Origin of the sequence: Geomicrobium sp. JCM 19038 (assembly GCF_000698125.1) — a bacterium.
GTDB lineage: Bacteria > Bacillota > Bacilli > Bacillales > Marinococcaceae > Geomicrobium_A.
On the sequence record NZ_BAXA01000001.1, the window covers coordinates 516,143 to 540,210 of the forward strand.

The following is a 24,068-nucleotide window of genomic DNA, read 5'->3' on the forward strand; positions in this document are numbered from 1 at the left end:
GCGATTCTCATGCATACGGTGTTTTTATTTCCAGGTCAAGGATCACAACGTCATGACATGTTTCAACCTTATCAAGGAACCAAACATTTTGAGTTAATCAAACAACTCGTTGAAGACGAATTACAAGAAGATGTGAATCAGTATACCGCTGATTTCAGTTCTACACGACACGTGCAATTAGCATTACTCATCGTTGGTGTTAGCAGTTCTAAACAACTTGTAGATGCAGGGATTAGACCGGATTGTGTTGCCGGTCATTCTGCGGGCGCTTATTCAGCAGCAGTACTTTCAGAAGTACTTACTCTAAAGGACGCCATTCGTTTAGTTGATCTTCGAGGAAGATTAATGGAGCAAGCCTTTCCGAGCGGATATGGAATGATTGCAGTGCAAGGACTTGATCTGAACGTCGTAGTACAAGTGATCAACGCGCACCAGGATGATGTGTACCTCGCGAATGAAAATGCTCAACAACAAGTCGTTTTATCAGGAAGCAACACATCACTTCGAGCAATCCGTCACACGTTAAAAGAAAAAGGAGCACGCCGAGTGATTCCATTGTCTGTAACGGTTCCCTCTCATTCCCCCTTATTTACAAAAGAAGCAGATCAGCTTCGTAACGCAATGAAAAACATCACGATTCGTGCTCCTAAATTGCCATATGTATCAAATCAAACCGCAAGGTTGTTAAGGAATAAAGAGGCGATTGTTGAAGATTTAGCCGGGAACATCGCCTCAACTGTGAAGTGGCATACATCGATGAAAATGTTAACTGAGCGAGGAATTATGAATTTCATTCAACTTCCGCCAGGTTCCATTTATTCGGATTTATTAGAAGGTGCGTTTGAAGGAATTCAAGCGTTATCGGTAGAAGCATTGAGTGTAGACTACATTCTACAACTTGTACAAAAGGAGTGACGACTATGCCAACGGTAACGACTACACAATGGACGAAGAAACGAGATGCAAAACGAAATCGTATGAACAAAATATCATCTATGATTGAAGGGAAGTTTGTTCATAAAGACAATATCGTTTCTGTATTAGAATATATTCTCGAGCCGTATGATCGCGTCATACTTGAGGGCAATAATCAAAAACAGCGTCGTTCTTATCTAAATCACTAGCCAATGTGTCGAACGAAGCCCTTCATCATCTCCATCTCATCATGTCTAGTGTTTCAAGACCCGAACATTTAGATCTTTTTGAAAAAGGAATCGCAGATCGCCTTGATTTTTCATTTTCAGGTCCTCAAAGCACGCGAATAGCACAAATGATTGAAGACGAAGAAATAAAAGTCGGCAACATTCATACGTATATTGAACTCTATGGACGATTGTTTATTGATTTAATTCCGAACGTTGCCCTTGTAGCCGCTGATCAAGCCGATGCAAACGGTAATTTGTACACCGGTGCAAATACCGAAGAAACGCCTACAATTGTTGAAGCGACCGCTTTTAAAAATGGCATTGTGATCGTTCAAGTGAATCAGATCGTAGAGGAATTACCACGCGTAGACATTCCAGCTTCTTGGGTTGATGTGATCGTTTTAGGTGATGAGCCGTATCAATTGGAAGCGTTATTCACGAGAGATCCAAAACATATTACAGAGATTCAAATTCTCATGGCAATGCTTGCCATTCGTGGCGTCTATGAAAAACATTCTGTCCAATCTTTAAATCATGGGATCGGCTTTAATACCGCCGCCATTGAATTGCTATTACCGACGTACGGTGAATCGCTTAATTTACGGGGAAAGATTTGTAAGCATTGGGCCGCAAACCCCCACCCGACACTGATCCCAGCTATTGAAAGTGGCTGGATTGATAGCATCCATTCATTTGGTGGAGAGAAGGGTATGGAACAATACATTGCCGCTCGTCCAGATGTGTTTTTCGTAGGAAGTGACGGTACGATGCGTTCAAACCGTACGCTTTGTCAAATGGCAGGGCAATATGCCGTAGATTTATTTATCGGTTCCACGTTGCAAATGGATTATGTTGGGAACTCATCGACGGTCGTAAGGGGCAGATTAGCAGGGTTTGGTGGTGCACCGAACATGGGTCACGACCCCAAAGGTCGCCGCCATAGTACAAAAGCATGGCTCGATATGAAAAACCCAGATGATGATCTGATTCGCGGTCGGAAGTTAGTTGTTCAAATGATGGAAACGCACCAACCAGGCAATCGTCCTGTCTTCGTTGAACAATTAGATGCCATTGCCGTAGCGAATGAAGCGAAATTAGATACTCCGCCGGTTATGATTTACGGTGAAGATGTGACACATCTCGTTACAGAGGAAGGGGTTGCTTATTTGTATAAAAGTGATAGTCCTGCTGAACGTAAAGAAGCGATTGCAGCGGTTGCTGGTGTCACCGAATTAGGACTGACGAGTACCCCTCGTCAAAAACAACGATTAAGAGAGCAAGGAATCATTGCAACGACGGATGATCTAGAAATCGATGTGAAAAAGGCCAATCGTTCACTGCTTGCAGCAAAAAGCATTGAAGAACTTGTGATGTGGTCAGACAGTCTTTACGACCCACCTGAAAAGTTTAGGAGTTATTGGACGTGAGTGTAGCGACACATCCATTACACGTTCATCTTGTCACTGAACAAGTTGCACGTTGGTCTGAGCAATCCCTACTTGAAGAGCTTTATCTAACTGTAAAACCAGGTCTGATTGACAAATCTAACAACGGTGCCCACCTTGATATGACACTAGCGATGATGGAAGCATCGAGTCATGCGATTGCTCCTTATTTTGCCGAAATGGCACGTGTGAGTTATGGGAAATCCCCGTCTCTTCAATTACGCAAGCAATTATCGGAGATTGGAATTGAGGCAGAGCGGGAAATGTTACACGTAACTGGTGGCGTGAACACCCATAAAGGCGCGATTTGGTGTTTAGGTCTACTCAGTGCTGCTTATGCGATTCAAAGGGGTCAAGGTACGGCATCCACACTGTGTAAAGTCGCCGGCGACCTTGCAAACGTTGAACTAAAAGTTCCGTCGACTCGTACGAATGGTTCTACCGTCTGTAAACGGTACGGTGTCACCGGTGCGAGAGGCGAAGCTGAAGCGGGATTTCCGCACGTGTTACTTGGTTTACGAACTTTAAACACTGCCACCGAACCATTCACAGAGACGATAGCAAAACAAATGGCTCTGCTCACGCTCATGACAACACTTTCGGATACGTGTATTCTTCATCGAGCAGGAAGTAAGGGATTATCTTATGTGAAACAACAAGCTCAACAAGTGTTACGAGGCGCTTTATCCATGGAGGAAGTGGATGAACAATTTATTAAGAACAATCTTTCACCTGGCGGCAGTGCAGATCTACTTGCAGCGAGTCTGTACGTGAAACGATTAGGAGGGAAATCTCATGGAAGAGTTTCGCTACACGTATAATACAGCAACAGCAATTCCCAAACGTGCGCATACAGGTGTTGTCGGCTCTGGGGATGCAGAAATTCTTATGGAGCCAAGCGATATCGGAGAAGTATTTATAAAAACGAACGTGGAAGGATTTCAAAAAACGTGGGAAGAAGTTGTAGAGAGGTTCATGTCTGATTACGATGTGCGTGCATCCATACACATTCATGACTTTGGTGCAACGCCTGGCGTTATTGGACTTCGTTTAAAACAAGCGTTTGAGGAGGCATCTTCATGAAAATCACAGTACCTCAGTCGTTAACGGAATGCTCCGCACGAGAACGTACGTTAGCACTTTTAGATGAGAACTCAGCAAGGGAACTACTCGGCCCTTTTGATCGCCTTGTCTCACCACACTTAGAAAAGCAAAACATCGTGCCTCAAAGTGACGACGGTGTGGTCGTAATGAAAGGAACGAGAAAGGCGCATCCATGTTGCGTGATTGCAATTGAAGGGAGCTTCCAAGGAGGCGGCATCGGCGAAGTGTCTGGAGCTAAGATTGCGTCGGCGTTCGAACTTGCTTTACGCGATGTAGAACGGGGAAAACATTTAGACGTTATCGTTATTCTAGATACAGGCGGTGTACGGTTACAAGAAGCAAATTACGGTTTGCTCGCAATTTCTGAGATTCAACAAGCAGCGGTAAATCTCCAACAATATGTACCAATCGTGGGCATTATCCCAGGTCGGATCGGAAGCTTTGGTGGAATGTCGATTACTGCTGGTTTGTTCAACGCTTTGATTATGACAAAAGAAGCTCGACTCGGTTTAAACGGTCCTGAAGTGATTGAGCAAGAAGCGGGAATTGAAGAAGTCAATAGTCGTGACCGTAAAGCAACGTACTTACGAATCGGTAGTGCATCAAGAAAGAAGAATGGACTGATCGAATACCTCGTAGAAGACTCTGTTGAAGCAATTCAAGAGGCCGTTGATCAAGCAAGACTTACGAAAATCAATCAACGTGTAACGTCCAACGAAGAACACGTGAATGAGTTGCTATATCAAGAGGTAGAAGCTTTCACTTCAAGTGAAGACGAGGAGCGAACAAATGATTCCCGTGGTCGCACGTGGCTTGAAGTGCTTTCAGACATCGACAGCGTGCAAAGTTCACGTATATCAACGGTACAGTCAGGAACAATGACCGTCTCAGATGAGAAGTTCAATCTTTTAGCGGTGACGAAAGATGCGTATCACCGTTTCCCACGAGTTAGAAACGGTGAATTCGGTCTACTAGAAGGCTATGCACTTGCAGATGTCATTGATCAATGGATTGCTGCGGATGAAACGAATGATCAGAAAACGCCAATCGTCGCTGTTATTGATGTAGTCAGTCAAGCATACGGGGCTCAAGAAGAGTTACTCGGCTTACATCAGTCGTGTGCAGCAGCTGTTCATGCGTATGCTAGAGCGCGTGAACACGGTCATAAAATCATAGGGCTCGTTGTTGGTAAAGCATTGTCTGCTGCCTTTTTAAGCCACGGTTTACAAGCCGATCGACTACTCGCATTCGATGATCCTTACGTCCAAGTACACGTGATGTCGAAAAAGTCCGCAGCGAAAGTGACAAAAAGATCGTTAACAGAACTTGAACGTTTTACAAAGGATGTCCCCGCAATGGCTTACGATGTTCGTTCTTTCCATAAGCTCGGTGCAACCGATGAACTCATTGAAGGGATCTCTGTAGAACATCCAACTGAAGAAGACGTATCGCGCGTGCAAACCTTGATCTCTAACCAACTAGCGGATCTAGAGGCTGGAGGCTTAGTTTCAGAACACCGTCTTAACAACGCACGTGCGAAAGAATCACGTGCAGCTTCAATTGAAGTCAGAGTACAAATGGAACAACAGTGGGCAAATGAAAGTAGGGAAGAACGTGGAAGGATTAAATAAACATTCGTTGGCCAAACAAATTGCTGATCAAATCTCTATGAAAATACTCTCAGGAGATTTGAAACCCGGCGATAAGCTCGTTGAAAAAGAGTATGCAGATGAGTATGGCATTAGCCGTGCACCAATCCGTGATGCCCTTTATTTACTCACTGCTGAAGGGCTCGTTGAGAAAGAAGCACGTAAAGGAGCAGTCGTACGTAGCTACAGTTTTGAAGAAATCAAAGACATCTTAGAAGTTCGTAACTTCTTAGAGAGTCTAGCCATGGAGAGAATTGAAGAGAATGGTGTTGATCACAACTTCATTACACGGATGCGACAGCTTGCTAATGTCATGAGATCAGAAGAAGATGTGTACCAATACACGTATTACAACCATCAATTTCATTTGTTGCTCATCGAAATGAGTCAAAGCAAAATGATCTTAGATTTGTATCATGCTTAGGGTCGTCACTACTGCGCGTCCAAGCGATCGCATTCTCTGAATCAGGAAAATTAGAGAAGTCAAAGCGAGAACATGATTGGCTTACAACCTATTTAGAAGCGAATCAAATACGAGAAGCCAAAACACTGTTAAATACACATACTGATGATGTATTGAAATTGTATAAGCAGTTTCATGGAAAATAGACAATGAGCCAAGTCGGTTCTTTGTCTATTTTTATCTTTCCTATTTTAGTAAATGTCTATGAACGGCTAAATCCCCTTGATATGATAATTGTAGTATTAAATTAGGAGAGGATGAGTTCATGAAAGGATCTATTGCAGTCGGTGTGTTACTTTCAGTAATTGCACTGCTGTATGTCGGCATCATCGAAGCAGCTTTGTTGCTTGCGATGTTTATATGGGTGCCAATGTTACTTCAATTGATTACGCAAGATCCACAAATCAAGGTTGATCGCTGGTTACGGCGTACTTCTTTTGTTGCGATTTATTTTGCAATCATTGCAAGCGTCTCGCTTTTCTTACCTCAAAGTATGATTGCAGGACTGTTTGCAACTGTATGGTTGGTCTTTGTAGCAATCATCGGTGTATTGGGCCTGTTACGACAGTTACGGTATGGCTTTCAACGAAGCGAAGAAGCACTCATAAATTTAAGTTTAATGTATTTGCCTATTGGAGGCGTGTGGCTCGTCGCAGGAGCGTCAGGTGCATCACAGTTCTTACCGTATACGGATGTGATTGTGTGGCTTACGGCGATTCATTTTCATTACGCAGCATTTTTCTTGCCCATCGTCGCGGGCCTATACATTCGGAGTCGACGTCAACAGATCGGTTTGCCAAAACGATGGTCATTCATTGCGATATTGTTAGCGCTCGGACCGATTTTCGTTGCGATTGGCATTGACCAAGGACCGCCACTTGAGTTTTATGTTGTTGCGACCTATGCGGTTGGGTTGTTTTTATTCGTCGGTTTATGGCTCGTTGATGCGTTAAAACGAAACGAGTTCACGTTAAAGCTTCGGTTAACGTTACTCTCTGCATCCTTTGTCTTTGCACTTACGACGACATGGACGCTCGTTTATAGCTTTGGTTTACTTTCAGAAAATATAATAGTAACGATTGAGTGGATGACACGCTATCACGGAGCCGTTAACGCCAGTGTATTTGCAACGCTCGCTTTTATTGTCGTTTGGCAATTACGTACCCCGTCGTCTGTTAACGAAATTACAGTAAGTCATTTACGCACGAGAGGGTACGTAGGAACGGTTCCAATAGACGAAGCACGTTGGAAGAAAGGGAGTCATACTCCAACCTTAGTAAGTAATTGGGATGAGTTAGCGAATGAAACATTCTCACCGTCTGATGTTGATGATGAGATCCGTAACTTCTACACGAGTCCTAACCGGTACAAGATGGTCGCAAATGTAGCGTGGTCAAGCGTATTTAAACCGTTGTTGCCGGTTGTTCATTACGTTACAGTGCGCTTCGGACAATTGAATGTTCCAAAGAACGGGAAAGCGATGATGAATGGAGCCGTCATACCGTTAGATTCAATAGAAGATGGCAGAGCAAAACCAAGCGTATGGTTACGGTGGTCCGAGGAAGCTCACATTTTCACGGCGATTTATAGTACGGTTGATCAGAAAATGAACATTGCGCTTCCATTACCGTTTGGGGTAATGACAGGAATTCTTCAACCAGAAACTGACCAGCACAGTGGATTAATTCTTAACAGCGAACCGAACGGCATCTTTTACACAATTGGTAGCATCACCATTCGCCTACCGTTAAAAGAAACATTTCATATTAAAAAAGTACATAACACAGAGTTACACGCAAATCACCACATTCAATTGTTCGGATTATCGCTATTTACCATTGAGTATGAATTAACTGCACATGAATGATCGGAAAGGGTGGGGTTTATATGGGAAAACCAATCTATGTAGAACTTGACATAAATGCTCCCATTGAAGACGTCTGGGAAACGACACAAAACCCGAAGCTTCACGAACGGTGGGATCTTCGCTTTAGTCAAATCGATTATTTACCTAAAGATCATGAAGATGATGTACAGACATTTCAGTATGAAACGCGGATCGGTTTTGGATTACGCATTCATGCATCGGTGAATCGGTCGGCAGTGCAGCAAAAGACAGTGGAGAGAAAGTATCCGCTTTAAAATTTGCAAGCGATCAGCCATTGTCGCTAATAAAAGAGGGCCGGGGATATTGGAAGTACGAACAAAAAGAGAATCACACACGGTTTCTAACGCGCTATGATTACGATACACGCTTTGGAAAAGCAGGGAAACTACTCGATACCATTTTCAGACCACTAATGGGTTGGGCAACGGCGTGGAGCTTCGCGGCATTAAAGCAGTGGCTCGAGACGGGGAAGCGGCCTGAAGACAGCCTAAGACAGTCGCTACTTCACGTTTTGTTTTGTGTGACATTAGCGCTCTTATGGGCCTATCAAGGTTAATTCCAAAATTGTTATTTCCTGAAACGGGTGAACTTGATTTGATTGCGGCAACTGGTATCCTGAGCGGATTTGAATCAATTGTCGTTGCCGTAATCGGAATCGGTCAGTTAGTTATGGCTATCTTGTTTCTATTACCGATCACGAAGCGGTGGCTATTCTTATTGTCGGCGATTGCGGTCACGTTGCTAGGAATTGGAGCACTGATCAGCTCACCGCACTTATATGCATTGCCATTTAACCCAGGAGCACTTAATATCGTTACGATTGGGATTAGCATTGCTGCATGGGTGAACAGTCACCAATTAGTGTTAGCCAGACATTGTAGACGAAAGGAGAAGAAATGAGATCATCCATTTATGAGCGTGCAATCGGAGAGCAGTTCGAGCGAATGCACCCGTTGTTACATATGAAATACGGTAAAACCTCTGGTGTTGTTCACGGAGAAGGGGTCATGAAGCAAATTCGTGGCTCAGCGCTATATAAGCCCGTTGCATACTGCCTAGCTCACGATGACTTTCTATTTCCAGAGAGAGGCGCTGATGTGCCGTTCTCTATTCGCAATACATATCGTAAGAACGTAAAGGACTGTATGTGAGTTGGGATCGTCATTTTCACTTCCCGAATGCTACCCGACGTTTTTACGCTGAAATGTGGTGGAATGAGAAAAAAAGACGCGTTTATGACTCATTAGGAAAAAGTGGAAGACTCGTTCAACCGTTAGATTTTCACGTGACGGATACAGGAGCGTTACTAATTACTTCAGACGAGACGTATACAAGTGTGGGCAATCGCTTGCTTCGCCTACCAAAAGCATTATCTGCAAAGGTGAATGTATATGAGAAAGCGACCAGTGCCAATACCATTCAGATTTTCGTGCATATTGAACACGTGACAACGGTTTTGATGTATGAAGGAGAAGCGACGGTAGAGGAGATTAGGTAAGTAATGGAGCACTCAATTGTACTCAACCATTGGACCGGAGCAGCAAAGTGTCTTACTGTTAAACGATAAAAGCTAGGTAGAGTTATTCATCCACTCTACCTAGCTTTTTTTTAGAAAGGTCCGTATCCAAACCAGGCGGATAACATAACCGTGATAACAGCGATTGTCAGTTGAATTAGGATAAATGGCCAAATAAAGCGAACCCATTTCGTCCATGGAATTCCTGCAAGCGCCAATGCTGCCATGAAATAGCCTGAAGTCGGAAGAATGATGTTTCCAATGCCATCAGCCAAAGTAAAGGCGAGTACGGTTGTTTGTCTCGTAATGCCGAGCAAGTCTGCAAGAGGAATCATGATCGGCATGGTGAGTGCGGCTTGACCACTACCTGACGGAATGAAAAAGTTAATGATACTTTGAATAAAAATCATGCCAGCAGCATTTAACTCGGTAGGAATGTTTTCCAAAAACCCTACTGCGTAATACAACATTGTATCAATTGTATTGCCGTCTTCCAAAACGACTAAGATGGCACGTGCAAAGCCGACGATCAGCGCACCAGCAAGTACACCAGAAGCCCCTTTTAGAAAGCCATCAACAACATCATGCACACCAATTCGAGCAACAACGCCAATAATAACGCCGAGTAGTAAGAATAGTGAAGCAATCTCGGTAATAAACCACTCGTACCGAATGACGCCAAAAGCAAGCACAATAAAGTTGACGATAAACAGCCCTAGAATCACCTTATGCGTAGTAGTTAATGTTATTTCGGTTTTCATCTCATTAAGTTCAGTATTGGCGGTATAATTCCCGTAATAGCCTAGTTCAGGATTTTTCTTTACTTTCATTGCATAGCGATAGACAAAAATGACAGCAATCGTATACATTAAAACGAAAAGTATGAGACGAAGCCACATTCCAGAATAAATATCTAACTCAGCAATCCCTTGAGCAACACCGACGTTAAACGTTCATGATCGCAGTAGTAAATCCGATTGAACTACCGACCAAAACAATTGCTGTTCCTGTAATTGCGTCAAAACGTAGCGCGAGAGCAAGCGGGATTAATATTGGGATGTATGCCAGTGTTTCTTCGGCAAGTCCCATAAGCGTTCCGCCAAGGGCGAAAATGAGCATCGTAATTGGAATAAACCACTTTTCTTGATTGACAAGCCTGTATGAAGCAACTGTAACAAGTCGATCAATGGTACCCGTGTGATTTAAGATGCCAAACGTACCTCCGATAATCAAGATGAAAAAAATAATATCAGAGGCTTCAACGAGTCCTGTATGTATAGAGGTGAAAATTTGAAACGGTTGCACTGGACTTGATTCCACTTCGGTGTATGAACCAGGGTCGACTACTTCGCGACCATCGTGCTCTACTCTTTCGTAGCTACCTGCAGGTATAACGTAAGTCAGAATAGTGGAAAAAATGATGACGCCAAAAATTAAAGCAAATACGTTAATTCCCCGGTTGTTATTCTGTTCGGACATTTCTTATCCCCCTATGGTTGTATTTCATTATCTTATAGATTATTTTTCACAATGGCAAACCATTTATAGGCAGAACTAGGAGAATTCAGTAGTAATCAAATTGCTAATAGTACATACATGGACGCAAGATCTGCAGTACATGGTGAGTAAAAGCTTAATGGTGAGAAGTCATTAAGCTTTTTGTTTATGAGAAGCGAGGCAGAGTACTAATTTTTAGAATTTTATATTGACAAACAATTGAGGTGATGATACTTTATAAAAGCCGAGTAAATCAATATGTATTATTAGAAAAGTAGGTGTAAATAGTGAAGTCATTCAATAAATTTTTTCTCGTAGGTTTATCAACGGTACTTTTAACCGCTTGCGGAAGCGGCTCAGAAGAAGAAAGTAATAATGGTGATGGCAACGAAGATACTTCTTGGACAGATGTTGAATCTTCCGGAAGTTTAGTAGTAGGTACTTCAGGAACATACGCACCTATTACATACATTGATGAAAACAATGAATTAACGGGCTTTGAAGTTGAATTGGTCAGAGAAGTTGCTGATCGGTTAGGGTTAGATATTGAGTTTAGTACGATGGATTTCGATGGTATATTGCCTGCACTACGAAACGGACAAATCGATGTTGCAGCACATGATTTTGCAATTACTGAGGAACGTTTAGATACGTTTGATTTTGCAGAACCTCATAAATATTCTTATGGATCTGCGGTCGTACGAGAAGAAGATGAAGATCAATTCTCATCTGCACATGATTTAGAAGGGATCGACGTTGCTTTAGGGTCATTAACGAGCAATTATGCTATTTTTGCAGATAACATTGGGGCTAACGGTACAGCTTACGATGGTGGGACTGAAGCGATCTTAAGAGACGTTATAAGTGGAAACCAACGTGCTTACCTTAATGATTATCTTGTATTACAACGCACGCTCGAGGAATTTGGCGATGATCGCTTAGTATTAGCTGAAGACGTTAAGTATCATGCGACTGAAAGTGCGCTAGCGGTTCTAAAAGGAAATGAAGCACTTCAAGAACAAATCAGCAACACTATTCTTGAGTTAATTGAAGAAGGGGTTGTTTCAGAATTATCCGTTGAGTATTTGGGTGAGGATGTTTCTCAACCAACAGATAACTCAGAAATTGTCAGCCTTGAAGGGTAAATTCTATTGAGATACAGAATTGACTGTATCTCAATTTTTAGATTGGAGAGTACTTATGTTTGAATGGTTTTCATCAATCCAATGGGAATATCTTTATGATTTTGAACTTGCAATTGACTCATTACCTTTCTTATTAGAGGGTCTAAGAATTACAATGATCATCGCGTTTTTTAGTATGATCTTTTCACTTATATTAGGGATATTCCTCGGTGTAGCACGGATGTCGAAGCTTTGGTTTATTCGTTGGCCAGCTCGAATCTATATTTCATTTATGAGAGGAACGCCGCTTTTAGTTTTTATTTTTATTCTTTATTATGGTCTTCCTGTCATTGGTATTGAATTCACAAGCGCTGTTGTTGCTGGTATTGTCGGTGTTAGTTTGAATTTTGCAGCGTATAGTGCCGAAGTCGTTCGCTCATCAATTATGTCAGTTCCTAGAGGACAGTGGGAAGCAGCTGCATCTCTTCAGATGAATTACGTGCAAACAATGACTAAAATTATCATTCCGCAGGCAACACGTATTGCTTTACCACCAACATTTAGTATCTTCATGGATGTTGTAAAAGGGACATCTCTGGCTTCAGTCATTACCGTTCAAGAGCTTTTGTATAGTGCTAGACTAGTTTCAGGGAGAACGTATGACAGCATGACGATGTACATTACTGCAGCATTGATCTATTGGGTCGTATGTATTGTTATTGGCTATTTCCAAAACCGATTGGAGAAACGTTATAACCGTTATTTGAGTGACACGCATTAAGGAGAGATCGTTATGATTGAGGTAACATCATTAAAAAAATCATTTGAACAGATCGAGGTCTTAAAATCGATTGATTTTACAGTAAATAAAGGAGAGGTCGTTTGTTTAATCGGTCCATCAGGATCAGGAAAAACGACGTTGCTTCGGTGTTTGAATTTGTTAGAAACCCCTGATGCTGGTACGATAACGATCGGCAATTCAACGGTATCATTTAATACTATATTGAAGAAACGAGAGATTAAAGAACTCCGCCAGTACTCCGGCATGGTTTTTCAAGGATTTCATCTTTTCCCGCATAAAACAGTTATTGAAAACCTTGTTACAGCACCGATAACCGTGAAAAAAGGTGATAAAGCAACGATTCAACAAAAGAGTGAACAACTCTTAGAGAAAGTTGGCATGTCAGAGCATAAAAATAAGTACCCGGATGCATTGTCTGGCGGTCAACAACAACGAGCAGCAATCGCTAGAGCACTTGTCATGGAACCTGAAGTAATGCTATTTGATGAACCAACGTCTGCTTTAGATCCACAATTAGTAAGAGAAGTTTTGAAGGTGATTGAAGGCTTAGCTAATGAAGGGCAAACGATGGTCATCGTCACTCATGAAATGAACTTTGCTAAACGGATCGCCGATAAAATCCTCTTTATGGATGAAGGATACATTGTTGAACAAGGTGAAGGCAATCAAGTAATAACAAACCCACAACAACAGCGAACAAAAGAATTTTTATCTCTATTAGAAGAAGATTGATTTAGTGAAGAAAGATCGAACGTACAGTGATGTACGTTCGATCTTTCTTCACTTTAGTTAACATAATACTTCACTAGCTTTATCACACAAGGTGTCGTTAAATTTTATTATTTTTAGATAAAAATGAATACAAAAAGATGAGTAGAAATAACAGTCCAATGACAAATGACACAACAGTAAAAGGAAGAAGTGTTATAGGCAATATACTATTTGCGTAACTGACAATATCTTCGTTTAAGATGTCAATAACATCTGCGATCGGTATAGATAACACGCCAATCGCTAGAATTCTTGCTGAGTAGAGTATTGCAGAGATTTGTATGAAAAATAATCCTAAGATCAAGTGTAAATGTGACTTACTCATCGACTAACAACTCCCATTTAGTTTTTTGAACATTGTACTAGATTAAAACCACCCCGTAAAAGGAAGAGAAAGAGAACAAATCATTTCATCATATTATTACGTAAAATATAAATTTGACGTAATAATTGTATTTCTAATTAAGCTATAGTAGTATTTGTTTATGAGGTGGTCCTATGGATAATCATTCCAAACAGCAAATTTACACTAAACTTCATAAGCATCTTAAAGATCTTCCCTGGTATGTTGAGGAATATATCAATTATAAAAAAAGAAAATTATCAGCAGCGTCATTGCTTAACTATGTACACGATTATAAGATTTTCTTTAATTGGCTCGTTACCGGGAATTATTATTCTGGTGAACTAAAAAATCTGCCTCTTGAGTTACTTGAATCATTAACGGTTCAGGAAACAGAACAATTTTTGACCTTTCTTCAATATGAATTACATAACAAAGAAGTGACAATGAATCGCAAATTATCTGGGTTGAAATCGCTTTTCAATTATCTGCAAAATATCGCTGAAACCCGTGATTTACAGCCATATTTAAAGCGTAATGTGATGGCAAAGCTTGAATTTAATGATATAAAAGAGAGCATGGAAACGACGGCAAATAAGATGGAAGGGAAAATATTGCTTGGTGATGAGTATGAACAGTTTCGTCAATTTATAGCTTATGACTATGGCAAGCTTTATAAGGATAATAAAAAACTTGTAAACTTCCATCTTCGAAACAGAGAGCGTGATACAGCGCTTATTTCGCTTATTTTAGGATCGGGGTTACGACTTTCTGAAGTTGTTAACTTAAATGTAGACGATATTGATCATAGCAAATTTACTGCTCGAGTCATTCGCAAGGGCAATAAAGAACAATATGTTTATTTCAGCAAACAAGCAATGGATGACTTAACTGAATACCTTCAAATCAGATCGAAGCGTTACGATATTGAGAAAACGAATAAAGCTCTTTTTGTCGCTGCTGCAATGGGACCAAAAGGAACACCTAGACGATTAACCGCAAGAGCTATTGAAAAGTTAGTCGAAAAATATGCAAATGCTTTCGGGAAACCATCCGTATCCGTTCATAAATTAAGGCATTCATTTGCAACGAGGTATCATAATGAAATTAATGATGTGCCGAAGTTGAGGCGCCAACTCGGTCATTCATCCATTCAAACGACGATGATCTATACGCATATTAACAACGAAGACTTGAAAAATGCAGTAGACAAGATGGATATGCCGAGATTTGATGAGTAATTCGTCGAGTACTATACTAGCTACTTTAAAGTTTTTAAATCTACCTGGAAATCCAGGAATGACAGATGAAGTGATTATTAAGATGTACAAAAGCGGGATGCCTCTTAAAGAAATGGTTTCACGTATTGGTATTAGTGATCGAGCGATTCGCAATGTAATGTATAAACATGGAATTAAAATGAATAGAGAGCAATATTCAGGCAACCGCGCAAACATCAAGTTAATGAAGATTTCTTTAAGATATGGTCACATGAAATGGCTTGGGTATTAGGGCTATTTATAACGGATGGTAGTATCAGTAAGAATCACTCCAGTGTTTCATTAACTCAAAAAAATCAAACAATACTTCGTCGAGTAGCTACATATATGAATGCAGATTACATTTTATCAAAAAGTTATAAGACAAGAACAACAGCTACATTGTTGATTAACTCAAAAAAAATAAAAAACGATTTAGGGTCATTAGGGGTATTACCTAACAAGTCATTAACCGTACAATTCCCAAATGTACCAGACAAATTCCTACCCTCATTTATTAGAGGCGTTGTTGATGGTGATGGCTGGGTTCAAAAGAGAGGATATGTAATGAATATTACTACAGCTAGTTATAGCTTTGCAGAAGGACTCTTATCTGTTTTTCAAGTCTGGATGCTGCGAAGTGAAATTACTGAAGAATTTACGCAAGCTGGTAGCCCAGTCTTCCGGGTTTGGGTAAAAGGTAAATATGATCTTCCTAGGCTAGCAGATCTCATTTATAATGATGCATTGGAACCTTATGAATCTTATAAGGAAAATAATTTAAGAGTTCATTCTAAAGTACGTAATAAAGGAGTTTAAACATGTGGAAATTAGAAAATGGGAAACTAACCCATACTACCGATCCTTCGAGAGTTAAATTCAGAACAAATGTAAGTAAATCGATTTTAGATCATTTAAATACTTTGGCAAAACAACATGATACACACCCAAATTATTTATTAGAGTCAGGTTTGGAACATGTTTTAGAGCAAGAAATCATCCAGTTTGACAAAAAATCTCGTCCAAAAGATCGTATTCAATATAAAACTACCTATGACAAGGATTTGCTAACTAACGTAAAGGGTTTTGCAAAAGAACACAATTTATATGTAAGTGATATTCTAGAATATAGCGTTCAGTTTATTGATGTTAACTCTGTGAAAAAGAAAAGCAATAAACATCGAATAGAAAAATAATAAAAAGCATATCTTTGAAATTGCCTTTTTAATAAAACGCCCCGAACATAATATATATTATCGGAAGTCACTGATGTGGTTAAATTTCTTTAGATCCTTCAGTGAAATTTCGTTTTTTTATATTTGCTTTTCTTATCCCCTATTTAATCTGCACTTTTTGTCGTATTCTTTGGCTGGCTTTCCTTTATTGCAGATTTATTTTTTAAAAATTACGGTATGTGAAATTATGTTCTTGTAACTTAGAACCGGCTACATGGGCTCTAAGTACAATCCTTCGTCTTGTTTCCATTCTAAAAAAAACACGTCACTATAGGTCGTTATGTTTTTGCTACGTAGTTGTTTGTTTAGCCACGATTCATCGTAGCCGGCTAATTGTAGGTTATCCCAGTTAACTTTGCCGTCACTGATCAATGTAATTGGTAAATACACGGGCTTTGCTGGTAATTGTAAGTCTTGTGAAACTGGGTTTTCGTAATCAGACTTTTTAAGTACGCTTACTTTGCCGTCTGTTTCTAAAATCGCATGTTGTATTTCTCTAAATGAGAATACATTTTCGCGGCGCAGTAAGTGTTGTAACTGATCTAAATCTAATTTGTTTGCTTTTAATTCTTTTCTGTTGATCTGGCCGTCTTTAACAATAATTGATGGACTTCCTTCAAGTACTTTCCTCGTACCGCGATACTTTTGTGTAATCATTTCTAACGTATATATGAGCGTGCCCCAAATTCCGACTGAAAATAGAATCGATCCTACGCGTGCTTGTTCGTCGTAGATGGCATTTCCGATTAGGTCACCTAAGATTAGTGCTGAAATGAAATCAAACGGTGTTATTTGCGATAATGTCGCCTTACCGAGCAATTTCAACATCACTAGTAGCGCAATAAACCCTACGAGTAACTCTACTCCTGTTTGCAACAATTCTAAATGCATGCTTGTCACCTCTTTGTTGATACTATGTGAAGGAGCTTCTATTTTCATTCATTACAGTACGTGAAATTATTTAGTTTTCAAATGTACCGTTTCATGCTATAGTGTAAATTGTAGTTTTTATACTTTACCGCGGTTATGTAACATAGTTTTATATAAAGGAGAAACGTTTTATGCAACGTCAAGCATCATTACGGGGAGCGTTAATTGTTCTTTTTATCGTTATTCTCATTTTAAGTTTTGGTATTTTAGCATACGAAGCTCCACCACATCTTCCTATATTACTGTCAGCGATCGTCGTTGCTTTGTATGCAGCACTCATTAAAATTCCATTTGATACATTAGAAAAGCAAATAGTCTCGTCTGTGAGCTACGGTGTAATTCCAATCCTCATCTTACTTATGATTGGGATCTTAATTGGTTTATGGTTGCTCGGTGGTACGGTTCAAACGATCACGTACTACGGCTTACAAGTCTTATCACCGACGTTCTTTTAGCTACAACCGTCATCATTACAGCTGTAGTTGCGCTCATGACCGGAAGTTCATTAAGTGCGATCGGAACTATAGGTGTGTCCCTCATGGGTGTGTCAATCGGAATGGGAGCCGATCCCGCCATGACAGCTGGAGCGATCGTGAGTGGCGCGATTTTCGGAGATAAATTGTCGCCTCTGTCAGACACGACGAATTTGGCGGCTGCAACGGCGAAGGTCGATTTATTTGAGCACATTCGTCATATGTTATGGACGACGATTCCTGCTTTAATTTTAACCGTCGTTATTTTCCTTATTATCGGTTATACAAATCAAAACGGTTCTCGTGCTAGCTTAGCCGACGTCCAAGAACTCATCCTTGTGTTAGATCAAGAGTTCTTCATTCATATCCTTACCGTTTTATCGCCTTTAGTCATTATCGTGTTAGCAGCAATGAAAGTTCGCCCATTACCAGCACTTGCAGCAGGGATGTTTGTTGCGGTTTGCACAGCATTTTTTACCGTTCCGGGATTGCAGTTGAATGCATTACTTGATGCAATGTACAGTGGTTATGAAGCGAATACAGGTCACGCGGCCATTGATGAATTATTATCCCTTGGTGGGCTTCAGGATATGTTATTTGGTGTTTCACTAATTATTATTGCACTCTCATTCGGTGGGTTAATTCAAGCAACGGGGATTACAGAAGCAATTATTCGAGGCATTCAGTCTTTGTTGAAAAGTCGAGGCAACACAATTGCTTCAACACTCGCTTCTTGTTTTGGTGTAAACTTCGTCACTGGGGAACAGTACTTATCGATTCTATTACCTGGACAAATGTATGAAGACGTGTATAAAAAACACAACTTACACCCAAAAAACTTAAGCCGTACACTTGAAGATGGCGGAACGATTTTACACCCCCTCATTCCTTGGGGGATTATCGGTGCCTTTGTGATGACCACACTAAACGTTGATTTCACATATGTGTTCTACACATTCTTAAGCATTGTCACTCCATTTATTGCACTTCTTTACGCGTACACAGGTTGGACGTTAACTGCGCGAAAGGTTGAGTCTTGATGACTTGATCTTTCGTGTTTTTTCTCTTCTTCTTCTTTTCTTTGTTCGATTCATATTTCACTAAAATACGGTACGTGAAATTTTTATAAAATCTAAAAAACTAACCCACTATTTTTATTGGGTTAGTTTTTCGTGATGGGACGACACCATGCCGTATTCATTTGCTGTCGGTTCAACGTATTGTTTCACACTATTCACTGCAAGTGCTGCATCTTGGAAACAGCCTGCAATTAACGGCAGTTTGCTGTTGTAGTTCGCTAGATCCCCTGCAGCAAAGATTCCCGGTACATTCGTTTGCATACGATCATTTAATTGAAGTTTGCTTTCTTCAACTTTCAACCCTAACGGTTCATGTTCTAAAAACGATAGTTCTACTTCAAAACCGTGATTCACAACGACCGCATCAACACGCTTAATTTGACACGATTTACTTTCACAGTGCTCTAATTGTACTTGTTCAATACATTTCCCTTGGTTACATCCAGTTAAGCCAGAGATGGCAAATGGCGTCATCACATTCACTCGTGAGTTTTTCATTTTCGTCACGAACTGTTCATGGCCACCAAAAGCATCACGTCTATGTACGACGGTTACGCTTTTTGCAATCGGTTCTAGCTCATTTGCCCAATCGACTGCTGAATTCCCCCCGCCTGAAATGACAACATCTTTGCCTCGAAATTGTTCGATATCAGGCACTTCATAATAGAGGTTTTCCGTTTCATAAGCTTCAGCACCTTGAACGGTTAGCTTTGCTTGCCGCAAAATCCCGTAACCTGTTGCTAAAATAATTGCTTTTGTAAAATGCTTACGCTGTAGTGACGTCTCAATGACGAATGTACCATCATGATTTTTTGTAATATCGGTCACTTTCTCACCACAAACGACTGTCGGTTCAAATGTCGTCGCTTGTGTGCTTAAGTTTTGAATAACTTCACTCGTTTTTGTCGGTGGAAGTGCCCCTATGTCCCAAATCGTTTTGTCAGGATACACATTTAATTTACCACCAAGATGGGGTTCACTCTCGATGATTTTCGTTTTTAAGTCACGCATTCCACTATAAAATGCACTATACAGTCCAGCTGGACCACCACCAACAACCGTTACATCATACAGTTCTAAGTCATTCCCCATTTTAGCGTGCACCTCCTGCAGGTATTAACTCTTCTTCTGCTCGTTCAGGAATCATTAAATCATAACTAAGGCAAACCGGTTTCTTCGTTCTCGGGTCTGTAACAACATCAGCATCAATCGCGAATACGTCTTTTAGTACTGTTGAACAAATGACTTGTTCTGGTGCACCTTCTTGCACAATCTTACCTGCTTTTAATGCAACCATGTAATCAGCGAAACGAGCCGCATGGTTTAAATCGTGAATGACCATCACAATCGTACGCCCTTCTTCTTCGTTAAGCCTCTTTAATACTTCAAGAACTTCTAATTGGTGTGCGAGATCCAAATACGTCGTCGGTTCATCAAGTAACAAAATGTCAGTTTCTTGAGCAAGAGCCATCGCAATCCACACTCGTTGTCTTTGCCCACCTGAAAGTGCATCAATGTCTCGGTCTTTAAAAGCATCCATGCCTGTTTGCTTTAAGGAACGTTCAATAATATCTTGGTCTGCTTTCGTCAATGAGCGTGCACCAGTCTGATGAGGATACCGTCCATAAGCGACAAGCTCTTTTACTTTCAAGCCTGAAGGCGCTTCTGGTGATTGTGGCAATACCGCCAACTTCTTCGCGACTTGTTTCGTTGACTCTTTATGAATAATTTTCCCATCCAAATAGACCGAACCAGACTTCGGTTTCATGATTCTCGCTAACGTCTTTAAGATCGTTGACTTCCCACAACCGTTCGGACCAATCATCGTTGTAATTTGTCCTTTTGGGATTTTTAAATTTAACGCTTCAACAATCTTTCGTTTTTCATAACCAATTGATAGTTCTTTCGCTTCGATTTCAGTCATGGCTGTTCACCTCAGTTTACGGTGTTTTAATAAGCAAATATAAAAAGTACGGTGCACCGATAATTGCTACGACAATACCGACGGGAATTTCAGACGGCGCCAACATGTTTCTTGCAATGTAATCGGCAAATAGCAAGATTAGTGAACCGATGAGCGCTGCTGTTGGTATCATTATTTGATGCCTAGGTCCTACAATTCTACGTGCGATATGCGGAGCAACAAGACCTAAAAATGCGATCGCACCTCCAGCTGCAACCGATGCACCTGCGAGTGCCACGGCTAAAAACAATAGCAACAGTCGTGAACGTTCGAGAGAAATCCCAACTCCGACCGCTGATTCATCACCAATTCTCATTACATTTAACGTGTTTGCTTGCCTAATGACGAGTGGAATTAAAATCGCAATCCAAGGTAAGATCGCTAACACAGAACTCCAGTTAGCACCCCATATGTTGCCTGAGAGCCAGACGGTCGCTTGCATAAAATCATTCGGACTCATTCTTAGTTGCATAATAATGAGCAATGCACTAAACCCGGCATTGATCCCGATTCCGACAAGTACGAGACGAACGGGTGTAATCCCTTTTTTATAAGCGAGGCTATAAATGAGTGCTGCTGCTGTAAGCGCTCCTAGAAAGGCGAACATCGGCAAGATATAGACGCTTCCACCAAGATTTTGATAACTTCCTTGGAACAAATAAATAAACAAGACGACGGCAAAACCTGCCCCTGCATTAATTCCTAAGATTCCTGGGTCTGCAAGGTCGTTACGAGAAAGACTTTGCAAGATTGCACCTGAAACCGCAAGACCTGCACCAATTAAAATTGCAAGTACCATACGTGGCAGTCGGAATTCGAACAAGACGAGTTCTTGTTGGTCACTGCCTTGACCGATGATCGTTTTAAACGCTTCAGCTGGTGTCATTTGAAACGTACCTGACTGTAGACTAACAAGCAAAACAAAAACGATAAAAACGACGAGTGTTGTAAAAACAATGAGCGGTTTTCGTTTCATTTAAACACCTCTCCCTTCTCGTCTCGCAAGGTAGAGGAAAAACGGGACACCAATTAACGCAGTAATTGCTCCGACTGGTGTTTCGTATGGCGCATTAATCATCCGGGCAACAATGTCACTTGCAACGAGCAATAATGCACCAAACACAGCCGAGCACGGGATAATATAGCGATAGTCCATCCCAACAACAGCGCGTACCATATGTGGAATAACAAGGCCAACAAAACCGATAATTCCAGCAATCGCAACCGATGCTCCTGTCATTAACATAACAGCAATTACACCGAGCGTTCGCACAATAGCCGTTCGTTGCCCTAGCCCGCGCGCAACGTCTTGGCCAAGACTCATAATTGTAATCGATTTTGACAACACGAGTGCAATCAAAATTCCGATGAGACATGGGATTGCAACCATGAGTAAGCTTTGGCGTGTCACACTCGATAGTCCGCCAGCAAACCAAAAGCTTAAATCTTGAGCAACATCATTATAAATGGCAATCCCTGAAGATAGCGCACTTAAAAATGCCCCGATCGTAACCCCAGCCAACGCTAGTTTTGCCGGTGATAGACCGCCTTTACTTAATGTACCAACGAGGAATATGAGTACTGTTCCGACTCCAGCTCCTATAAAGGCAGCAATGAGCAATCCTGTATAACTAGCAGCTGTGACATAGGCAAACATAATCGCAAGCGCAAGTGCTGCGCCGTCTGAAATTCCTATAATCGAAGGTTCTGCTAATGCATTTCTCGTCATGCCTTGCATGATTGCACCAGAAACGGCAAGAGCTCCACCGATTAAGATGGCTGCCACAACACGAGGAATTCGTATTTCTTGGATAATTTGATGTTCGGTCAAACTGCCATCGAATGATACAATTGCGTCCCAAATGATGCTAGGCGTAATTGAAGCCGCTCCAAACGTAACAGAAATGATGGATGCAATCACTAGACTAACAATGCCGATTATCAACGTAATAATAAAACTTGTTGGTTTTCGTGTAATGCTCGCTTCTTTCATAGTTCTCCCACTTCACGGCACATTCACTTTCAACTGATTGAACTTATAGAAACTAAAGAAACGATTTGTTCAGATCATTAACTACAAGAAAGCTGTCACTCCGTTTTATTCAGTCCTTAAATGTCTATTATGACAAATTCATTGACGACAACAGACGATCTAGAATACATTCTAAACCGTCTGCTACTCACCTATTTGAACAATTCTTCTTACCTATTCTCATCTTAATGAAAACGGCTATCATTCTCAATAGCTATGCTCGAATTTATTCAGAAATCATTTGTTCGTGTACTTCTTCGATCGTTTGACGATTTGCTTGGTAACCGTTGTATAACCAACTGCTATCATCAGCAATTTCAATGACCTGATCGTTTTCTACTGCAGGAATTGTCGACCATACGTCTTCAGTCATTAATGAATCAACGCTGTCTTCATCACCATTAACGAGGAATAAATACTCCGCATCTAAATTCGCAAATGCTTCAAGAGAGAGCTCATTCCAGTGATCAGGGTCTTCTGGCAACTCAGCAATTGCATTTGCTGGTTCTAACTCAAGGTCATCAAACAGTACCGCTCCACTTGCAATGTTTGGTGCAACGACGAAATATGAGCCGTTAATCAACCAAACAACAGCCACTTTATCGTCCCCAACAGTATCGTTCAATTCTTGCTTCACTTCTTCGACGTATGCGTCATACTCCTCTAGAGCCGTTTCAGCTTCTTCATCACGATCAAACAATGAACCCATTTCTAGAAGAGTTGCACGCCAATCTGCACTCGTTTCGCTATCCATGACGTACGTAGGTGCCATTTGTGAATATTGGTTGTAGTCACCTGAACCGAGTGTGCCCTCATCAGGTACGACAACAAAGTCCGGATCTGCTTCCATCACAGATTCTAATGGCAACTGATAATCAATGTATGGAAGATCGCCAAGTTCATCCGCTAAATAGTCTTGAACACTCGCTCCATTGTTCACAGACCATTGCACAATTGGCTCTAATCCAATCGTTAAGAGGGGATCTTCTAAATACGGTGCGATAATGCGCTCTGGAGACGCTGGAACCGTCACTTCATTGCCGTATCCATCTGTTACTGTCTTCTCAGAACCTCCAGCATCTGACTCACTGTCGTCTGCATCCTCGGTTTCTTCTACCGTTTCATCAGGTTCTCCATTTGCTGAATTGTTGTCTGTATCTTCTTGGTCCCCACACGCAGTCAGTAGCATCGCAGACGTTGCGATCGCGAGTGTATATGGATAAATCTTTTTCATCATGTACCCCCAAAGGATTGTTATATGGTATTCTCACTCGTTTAGTTTAATTGAAAATGATTCTCATAGTCAATGGCTATTTTGTGGACATTAAAAAAAGCCTCTCCTAAGGAAGA

Annotated in this window: 27 protein-coding genes and 2 pseudogenes; 21 read left to right on the forward strand and 8 right to left on the reverse strand. The window is 41.0% G+C overall.

The features are described 5' to 3' along the window. Positions 1-9: 9 nt before the first annotated feature. The 12 genes and pseudogenes from JCM19038_RS02675 to JCM19038_RS20325 all read left to right on the forward strand — a co-directional run bounded on the left by JCM19038_RS02675 (position 10) and on the right by JCM19038_RS20325 (position 9,192). Entirely contained in the window at positions 10-915 is a 906-nt protein-coding gene (locus JCM19038_RS02675; protein WP_042414169.1) for an ACP S-malonyltransferase, read from the forward strand. 5 nt (positions 916-920) lie between these two features. Further along, positions 921-2,572, forward strand: a pseudogene (gene mdcA, locus JCM19038_RS02680) (malonate decarboxylase subunit alpha). After that, positions 2,569-3,411 carry a triphosphoribosyl-dephospho-CoA synthase gene (locus JCM19038_RS02685; protein ID WP_042414170.1) on the forward strand — a complete coding sequence of 281 codons (843 nt, stop codon included), beginning with the start codon at positions 2,569-2,571 and terminating at the stop codon, positions 3,409-3,411. The pseudogene mdcA and the gene JCM19038_RS02685 overlap by 4 nt, the downstream one beginning before the upstream one ends. Continuing rightward, positions 3,386-3,673 (forward strand): malonate decarboxylase acyl carrier protein, encoded by a 288-nt coding sequence (gene mdcC, locus JCM19038_RS02690; protein ID WP_042414172.1) that lies wholly within the window; start codon positions 3,386-3,388, stop codon positions 3,671-3,673. Before JCM19038_RS02685 ends, mdcC begins: the two co-directional genes overlap by 26 nt. After that, positions 3,670-5,325, forward strand: coding sequence for a biotin-independent malonate decarboxylase subunit beta (gene mdcD / locus JCM19038_RS02695; protein ID WP_042414175.1), 1,656 nt, complete (start codon positions 3,670-3,672; stop codon positions 5,323-5,325). The genes mdcC and mdcD overlap by 4 nt, the downstream gene beginning before the upstream one ends. After that, positions 5,309-5,767, forward strand: a complete 459-nt coding sequence (locus JCM19038_RS02700; RefSeq protein ID WP_052360988.1) for a GntR family transcriptional regulator — start codon at positions 5,309-5,311, stop codon at positions 5,765-5,767. The genes mdcD and JCM19038_RS02700 overlap by 17 nt, the downstream gene beginning before the upstream one ends. 304 nt (positions 5,768-6,071) lie before the next feature. Further along, the gene (locus tag JCM19038_RS02705) at positions 6,072-7,673 is read left to right on the forward strand and encodes a YndJ family protein (RefSeq protein WP_042414176.1); all 1,602 of its coding nucleotides are present in this window, start codon (positions 6,072-6,074) and stop codon (positions 7,671-7,673) included. A 20-nt stretch (positions 7,674-7,693) separates the two neighbouring features. Further along, positions 7,694-7,948 (forward strand): hypothetical protein, encoded by a 255-nt coding sequence (locus tag JCM19038_RS21545; RefSeq protein ID WP_081831554.1) that lies wholly within the window; start codon positions 7,694-7,696, stop codon positions 7,946-7,948. Positions 7,949-7,968: 20 nt separating this feature from the next. Next, a complete protein-coding gene (locus JCM19038_RS21550) occupies positions 7,969-8,250 on the forward strand; it encodes a hypothetical protein (RefSeq protein ID WP_081831555.1) in 282 nt (93 codons plus the stop codon). 8 nt (positions 8,251-8,258) lie between these two features. Continuing rightward, the gene (locus JCM19038_RS21555; RefSeq protein ID WP_193745021.1) at positions 8,259-8,594 is read left to right on the forward strand and encodes a DoxX-like family protein; all 336 of its coding nucleotides are present in this window, start codon (positions 8,259-8,261) and stop codon (positions 8,592-8,594) included. Further along, on the forward strand, positions 8,591-8,845 hold the full coding sequence (locus tag JCM19038_RS24190) for a DUF4166 domain-containing protein (protein ID WP_052360989.1): 255 nt from the start codon (positions 8,591-8,593) through the stop codon (positions 8,843-8,845). The genes JCM19038_RS21555 and JCM19038_RS24190 overlap by 4 nt, the downstream gene beginning before the upstream one ends. Continuing rightward, complete coding sequence (locus tag JCM19038_RS20325) at positions 8,842-9,192, forward strand: DUF4166 domain-containing protein (RefSeq protein ID WP_052360990.1); 351 nt, start codon at positions 8,842-8,844, stop codon at positions 9,190-9,192. The genes JCM19038_RS24190 and JCM19038_RS20325 overlap by 4 nt, the downstream gene beginning before the upstream one ends. A gap of 110 nt (positions 9,193-9,302) precedes the next feature. Here the strand turns inward: JCM19038_RS20325 and JCM19038_RS02720 are convergent. Next, a pseudogene (locus tag JCM19038_RS02720) lies at positions 9,303-10,689 on the reverse strand (YfcC family protein). A gap of 305 nt (positions 10,690-10,994) precedes the next feature. Here JCM19038_RS02720 and JCM19038_RS02725 point away from each other — a divergent pair. From JCM19038_RS02725 to JCM19038_RS02735, 3 genes are read left to right on the forward strand one after another with little or no spacing between them, the layout of a single operon-like run. Next, on the forward strand, positions 10,995-11,852 hold the full coding sequence (locus tag JCM19038_RS02725) for a transporter substrate-binding domain-containing protein (protein ID WP_042414181.1): 858 nt from the start codon (positions 10,995-10,997) through the stop codon (positions 11,850-11,852). Between the two features lie 55 nt (positions 11,853-11,907). Then, complete coding sequence (locus JCM19038_RS02730) at positions 11,908-12,612, forward strand: amino acid ABC transporter permease (RefSeq protein WP_042414184.1); 705 nt, start codon at positions 11,908-11,910, stop codon at positions 12,610-12,612. Between the two features lie 12 nt (positions 12,613-12,624). Continuing rightward, positions 12,625-13,365: an amino acid ABC transporter ATP-binding protein gene (locus JCM19038_RS02735; protein ID WP_042414187.1), complete on the forward strand. Its 741-nt coding sequence runs from the start codon at positions 12,625-12,627 to the stop codon at positions 13,363-13,365. A gap of 97 nt (positions 13,366-13,462) precedes the next feature. On the opposite strand, the gene JCM19038_RS02740 is transcribed toward JCM19038_RS02735, so the two are convergent. Beyond that, a complete protein-coding gene (locus JCM19038_RS02740) occupies positions 13,463-13,729 on the reverse strand; it encodes a hypothetical protein (RefSeq protein WP_042414191.1) in 267 nt (88 codons plus the stop codon). A 173-nt stretch (positions 13,730-13,902) separates the two neighbouring features. Here JCM19038_RS02740 and xerS point away from each other — a divergent pair, with 173 nt between their 5' ends. The 4 genes from xerS to JCM19038_RS02760 are packed head-to-tail and all read left to right on the forward strand — an operon-like array spanning position 13,903 to position 16,202. Further along, positions 13,903-14,988 (forward strand): tyrosine recombinase XerS, encoded by a 1,086-nt coding sequence (xerS, locus tag JCM19038_RS02745; RefSeq protein WP_042414194.1) that lies wholly within the window; start codon positions 13,903-13,905, stop codon positions 14,986-14,988. A 58-nt stretch (positions 14,989-15,046) separates the two neighbouring features. Beyond that, entirely contained in the window at positions 15,047-15,259 is a 213-nt protein-coding gene (locus JCM19038_RS02750; protein WP_042414198.1) for a hypothetical protein, read from the forward strand. Continuing rightward, a complete protein-coding gene (locus tag JCM19038_RS02755) occupies positions 15,244-15,825 on the forward strand; it encodes an LAGLIDADG family homing endonuclease (protein ID WP_042414201.1) in 582 nt (193 codons plus the stop codon). The genes JCM19038_RS02750 and JCM19038_RS02755 overlap by 16 nt, the downstream gene beginning before the upstream one ends. 2 nt (positions 15,826-15,827) lie before the next feature. Continuing rightward, positions 15,828-16,202 (forward strand): hypothetical protein, encoded by a 375-nt coding sequence (locus JCM19038_RS02760; protein ID WP_042414204.1) that lies wholly within the window; start codon positions 15,828-15,830, stop codon positions 16,200-16,202. 249 nt (positions 16,203-16,451) lie between these two features. Here JCM19038_RS02760 and JCM19038_RS02765 read toward each other — a convergent pair whose 3' ends face one another. Beyond that, positions 16,452-17,132, reverse strand: coding sequence for a DUF421 domain-containing protein (locus JCM19038_RS02765; protein ID WP_042414207.1), 681 nt, complete (start codon positions 17,130-17,132; stop codon positions 16,452-16,454). A gap of 170 nt (positions 17,133-17,302) precedes the next feature. Between JCM19038_RS02765 and JCM19038_RS22205 the strand changes: the two genes are divergently transcribed. Next, the gene (locus JCM19038_RS22205) at positions 17,303-17,626 is read left to right on the forward strand and encodes a hypothetical protein (RefSeq protein WP_052360991.1); all 324 of its coding nucleotides are present in this window, start codon (positions 17,303-17,305) and stop codon (positions 17,624-17,626) included. Continuing rightward, positions 17,554-18,684 carry a Na+/H+ antiporter NhaC family protein gene (locus tag JCM19038_RS02770; RefSeq protein WP_152549320.1) on the forward strand — a complete coding sequence of 377 codons (1,131 nt, stop codon included), beginning with the start codon at positions 17,554-17,556 and terminating at the stop codon, positions 18,682-18,684. The genes JCM19038_RS22205 and JCM19038_RS02770 overlap by 73 nt, the downstream gene beginning before the upstream one ends. 114 nt (positions 18,685-18,798) lie before the next feature. On the opposite strand, the gene JCM19038_RS02775 is transcribed toward JCM19038_RS02770, so the two are convergent. The 5 genes from JCM19038_RS02775 to JCM19038_RS02795 form a co-directional block, all read right to left on the reverse strand. After that, entirely contained in the window at positions 18,799-19,815 is a 1,017-nt protein-coding gene (locus JCM19038_RS02775) for an NAD(P)/FAD-dependent oxidoreductase (protein ID WP_042414211.1), read from the reverse strand. A 1-nt stretch (position 19,816) separates the two neighbouring features. Next, positions 19,817-20,647 carry an ABC transporter ATP-binding protein gene (locus JCM19038_RS02780; protein WP_042414214.1) on the reverse strand — a complete coding sequence of 277 codons (831 nt, stop codon included), beginning with the start codon at positions 20,645-20,647 and terminating at the stop codon, positions 19,817-19,819. A gap of 16 nt (positions 20,648-20,663) precedes the next feature. After that, the gene (locus JCM19038_RS02785; protein ID WP_042414219.1) at positions 20,664-21,662 is read right to left on the reverse strand and encodes an iron ABC transporter permease; all 999 of its coding nucleotides are present in this window, start codon (positions 21,660-21,662) and stop codon (positions 20,664-20,666) included. Beyond that, positions 21,663-22,679: an iron ABC transporter permease gene (locus JCM19038_RS02790; protein WP_042414223.1), complete on the reverse strand. Its 1,017-nt coding sequence runs from the start codon at positions 22,677-22,679 to the stop codon at positions 21,663-21,665. A 265-nt stretch (positions 22,680-22,944) separates the two neighbouring features. Next, positions 22,945-23,952 carry an ABC transporter substrate-binding protein gene (locus JCM19038_RS02795; protein ID WP_052360995.1) on the reverse strand — a complete coding sequence of 336 codons (1,008 nt, stop codon included), beginning with the start codon at positions 23,950-23,952 and terminating at the stop codon, positions 22,945-22,947. Positions 23,953-24,068: the final 116 nt, after the last annotated feature.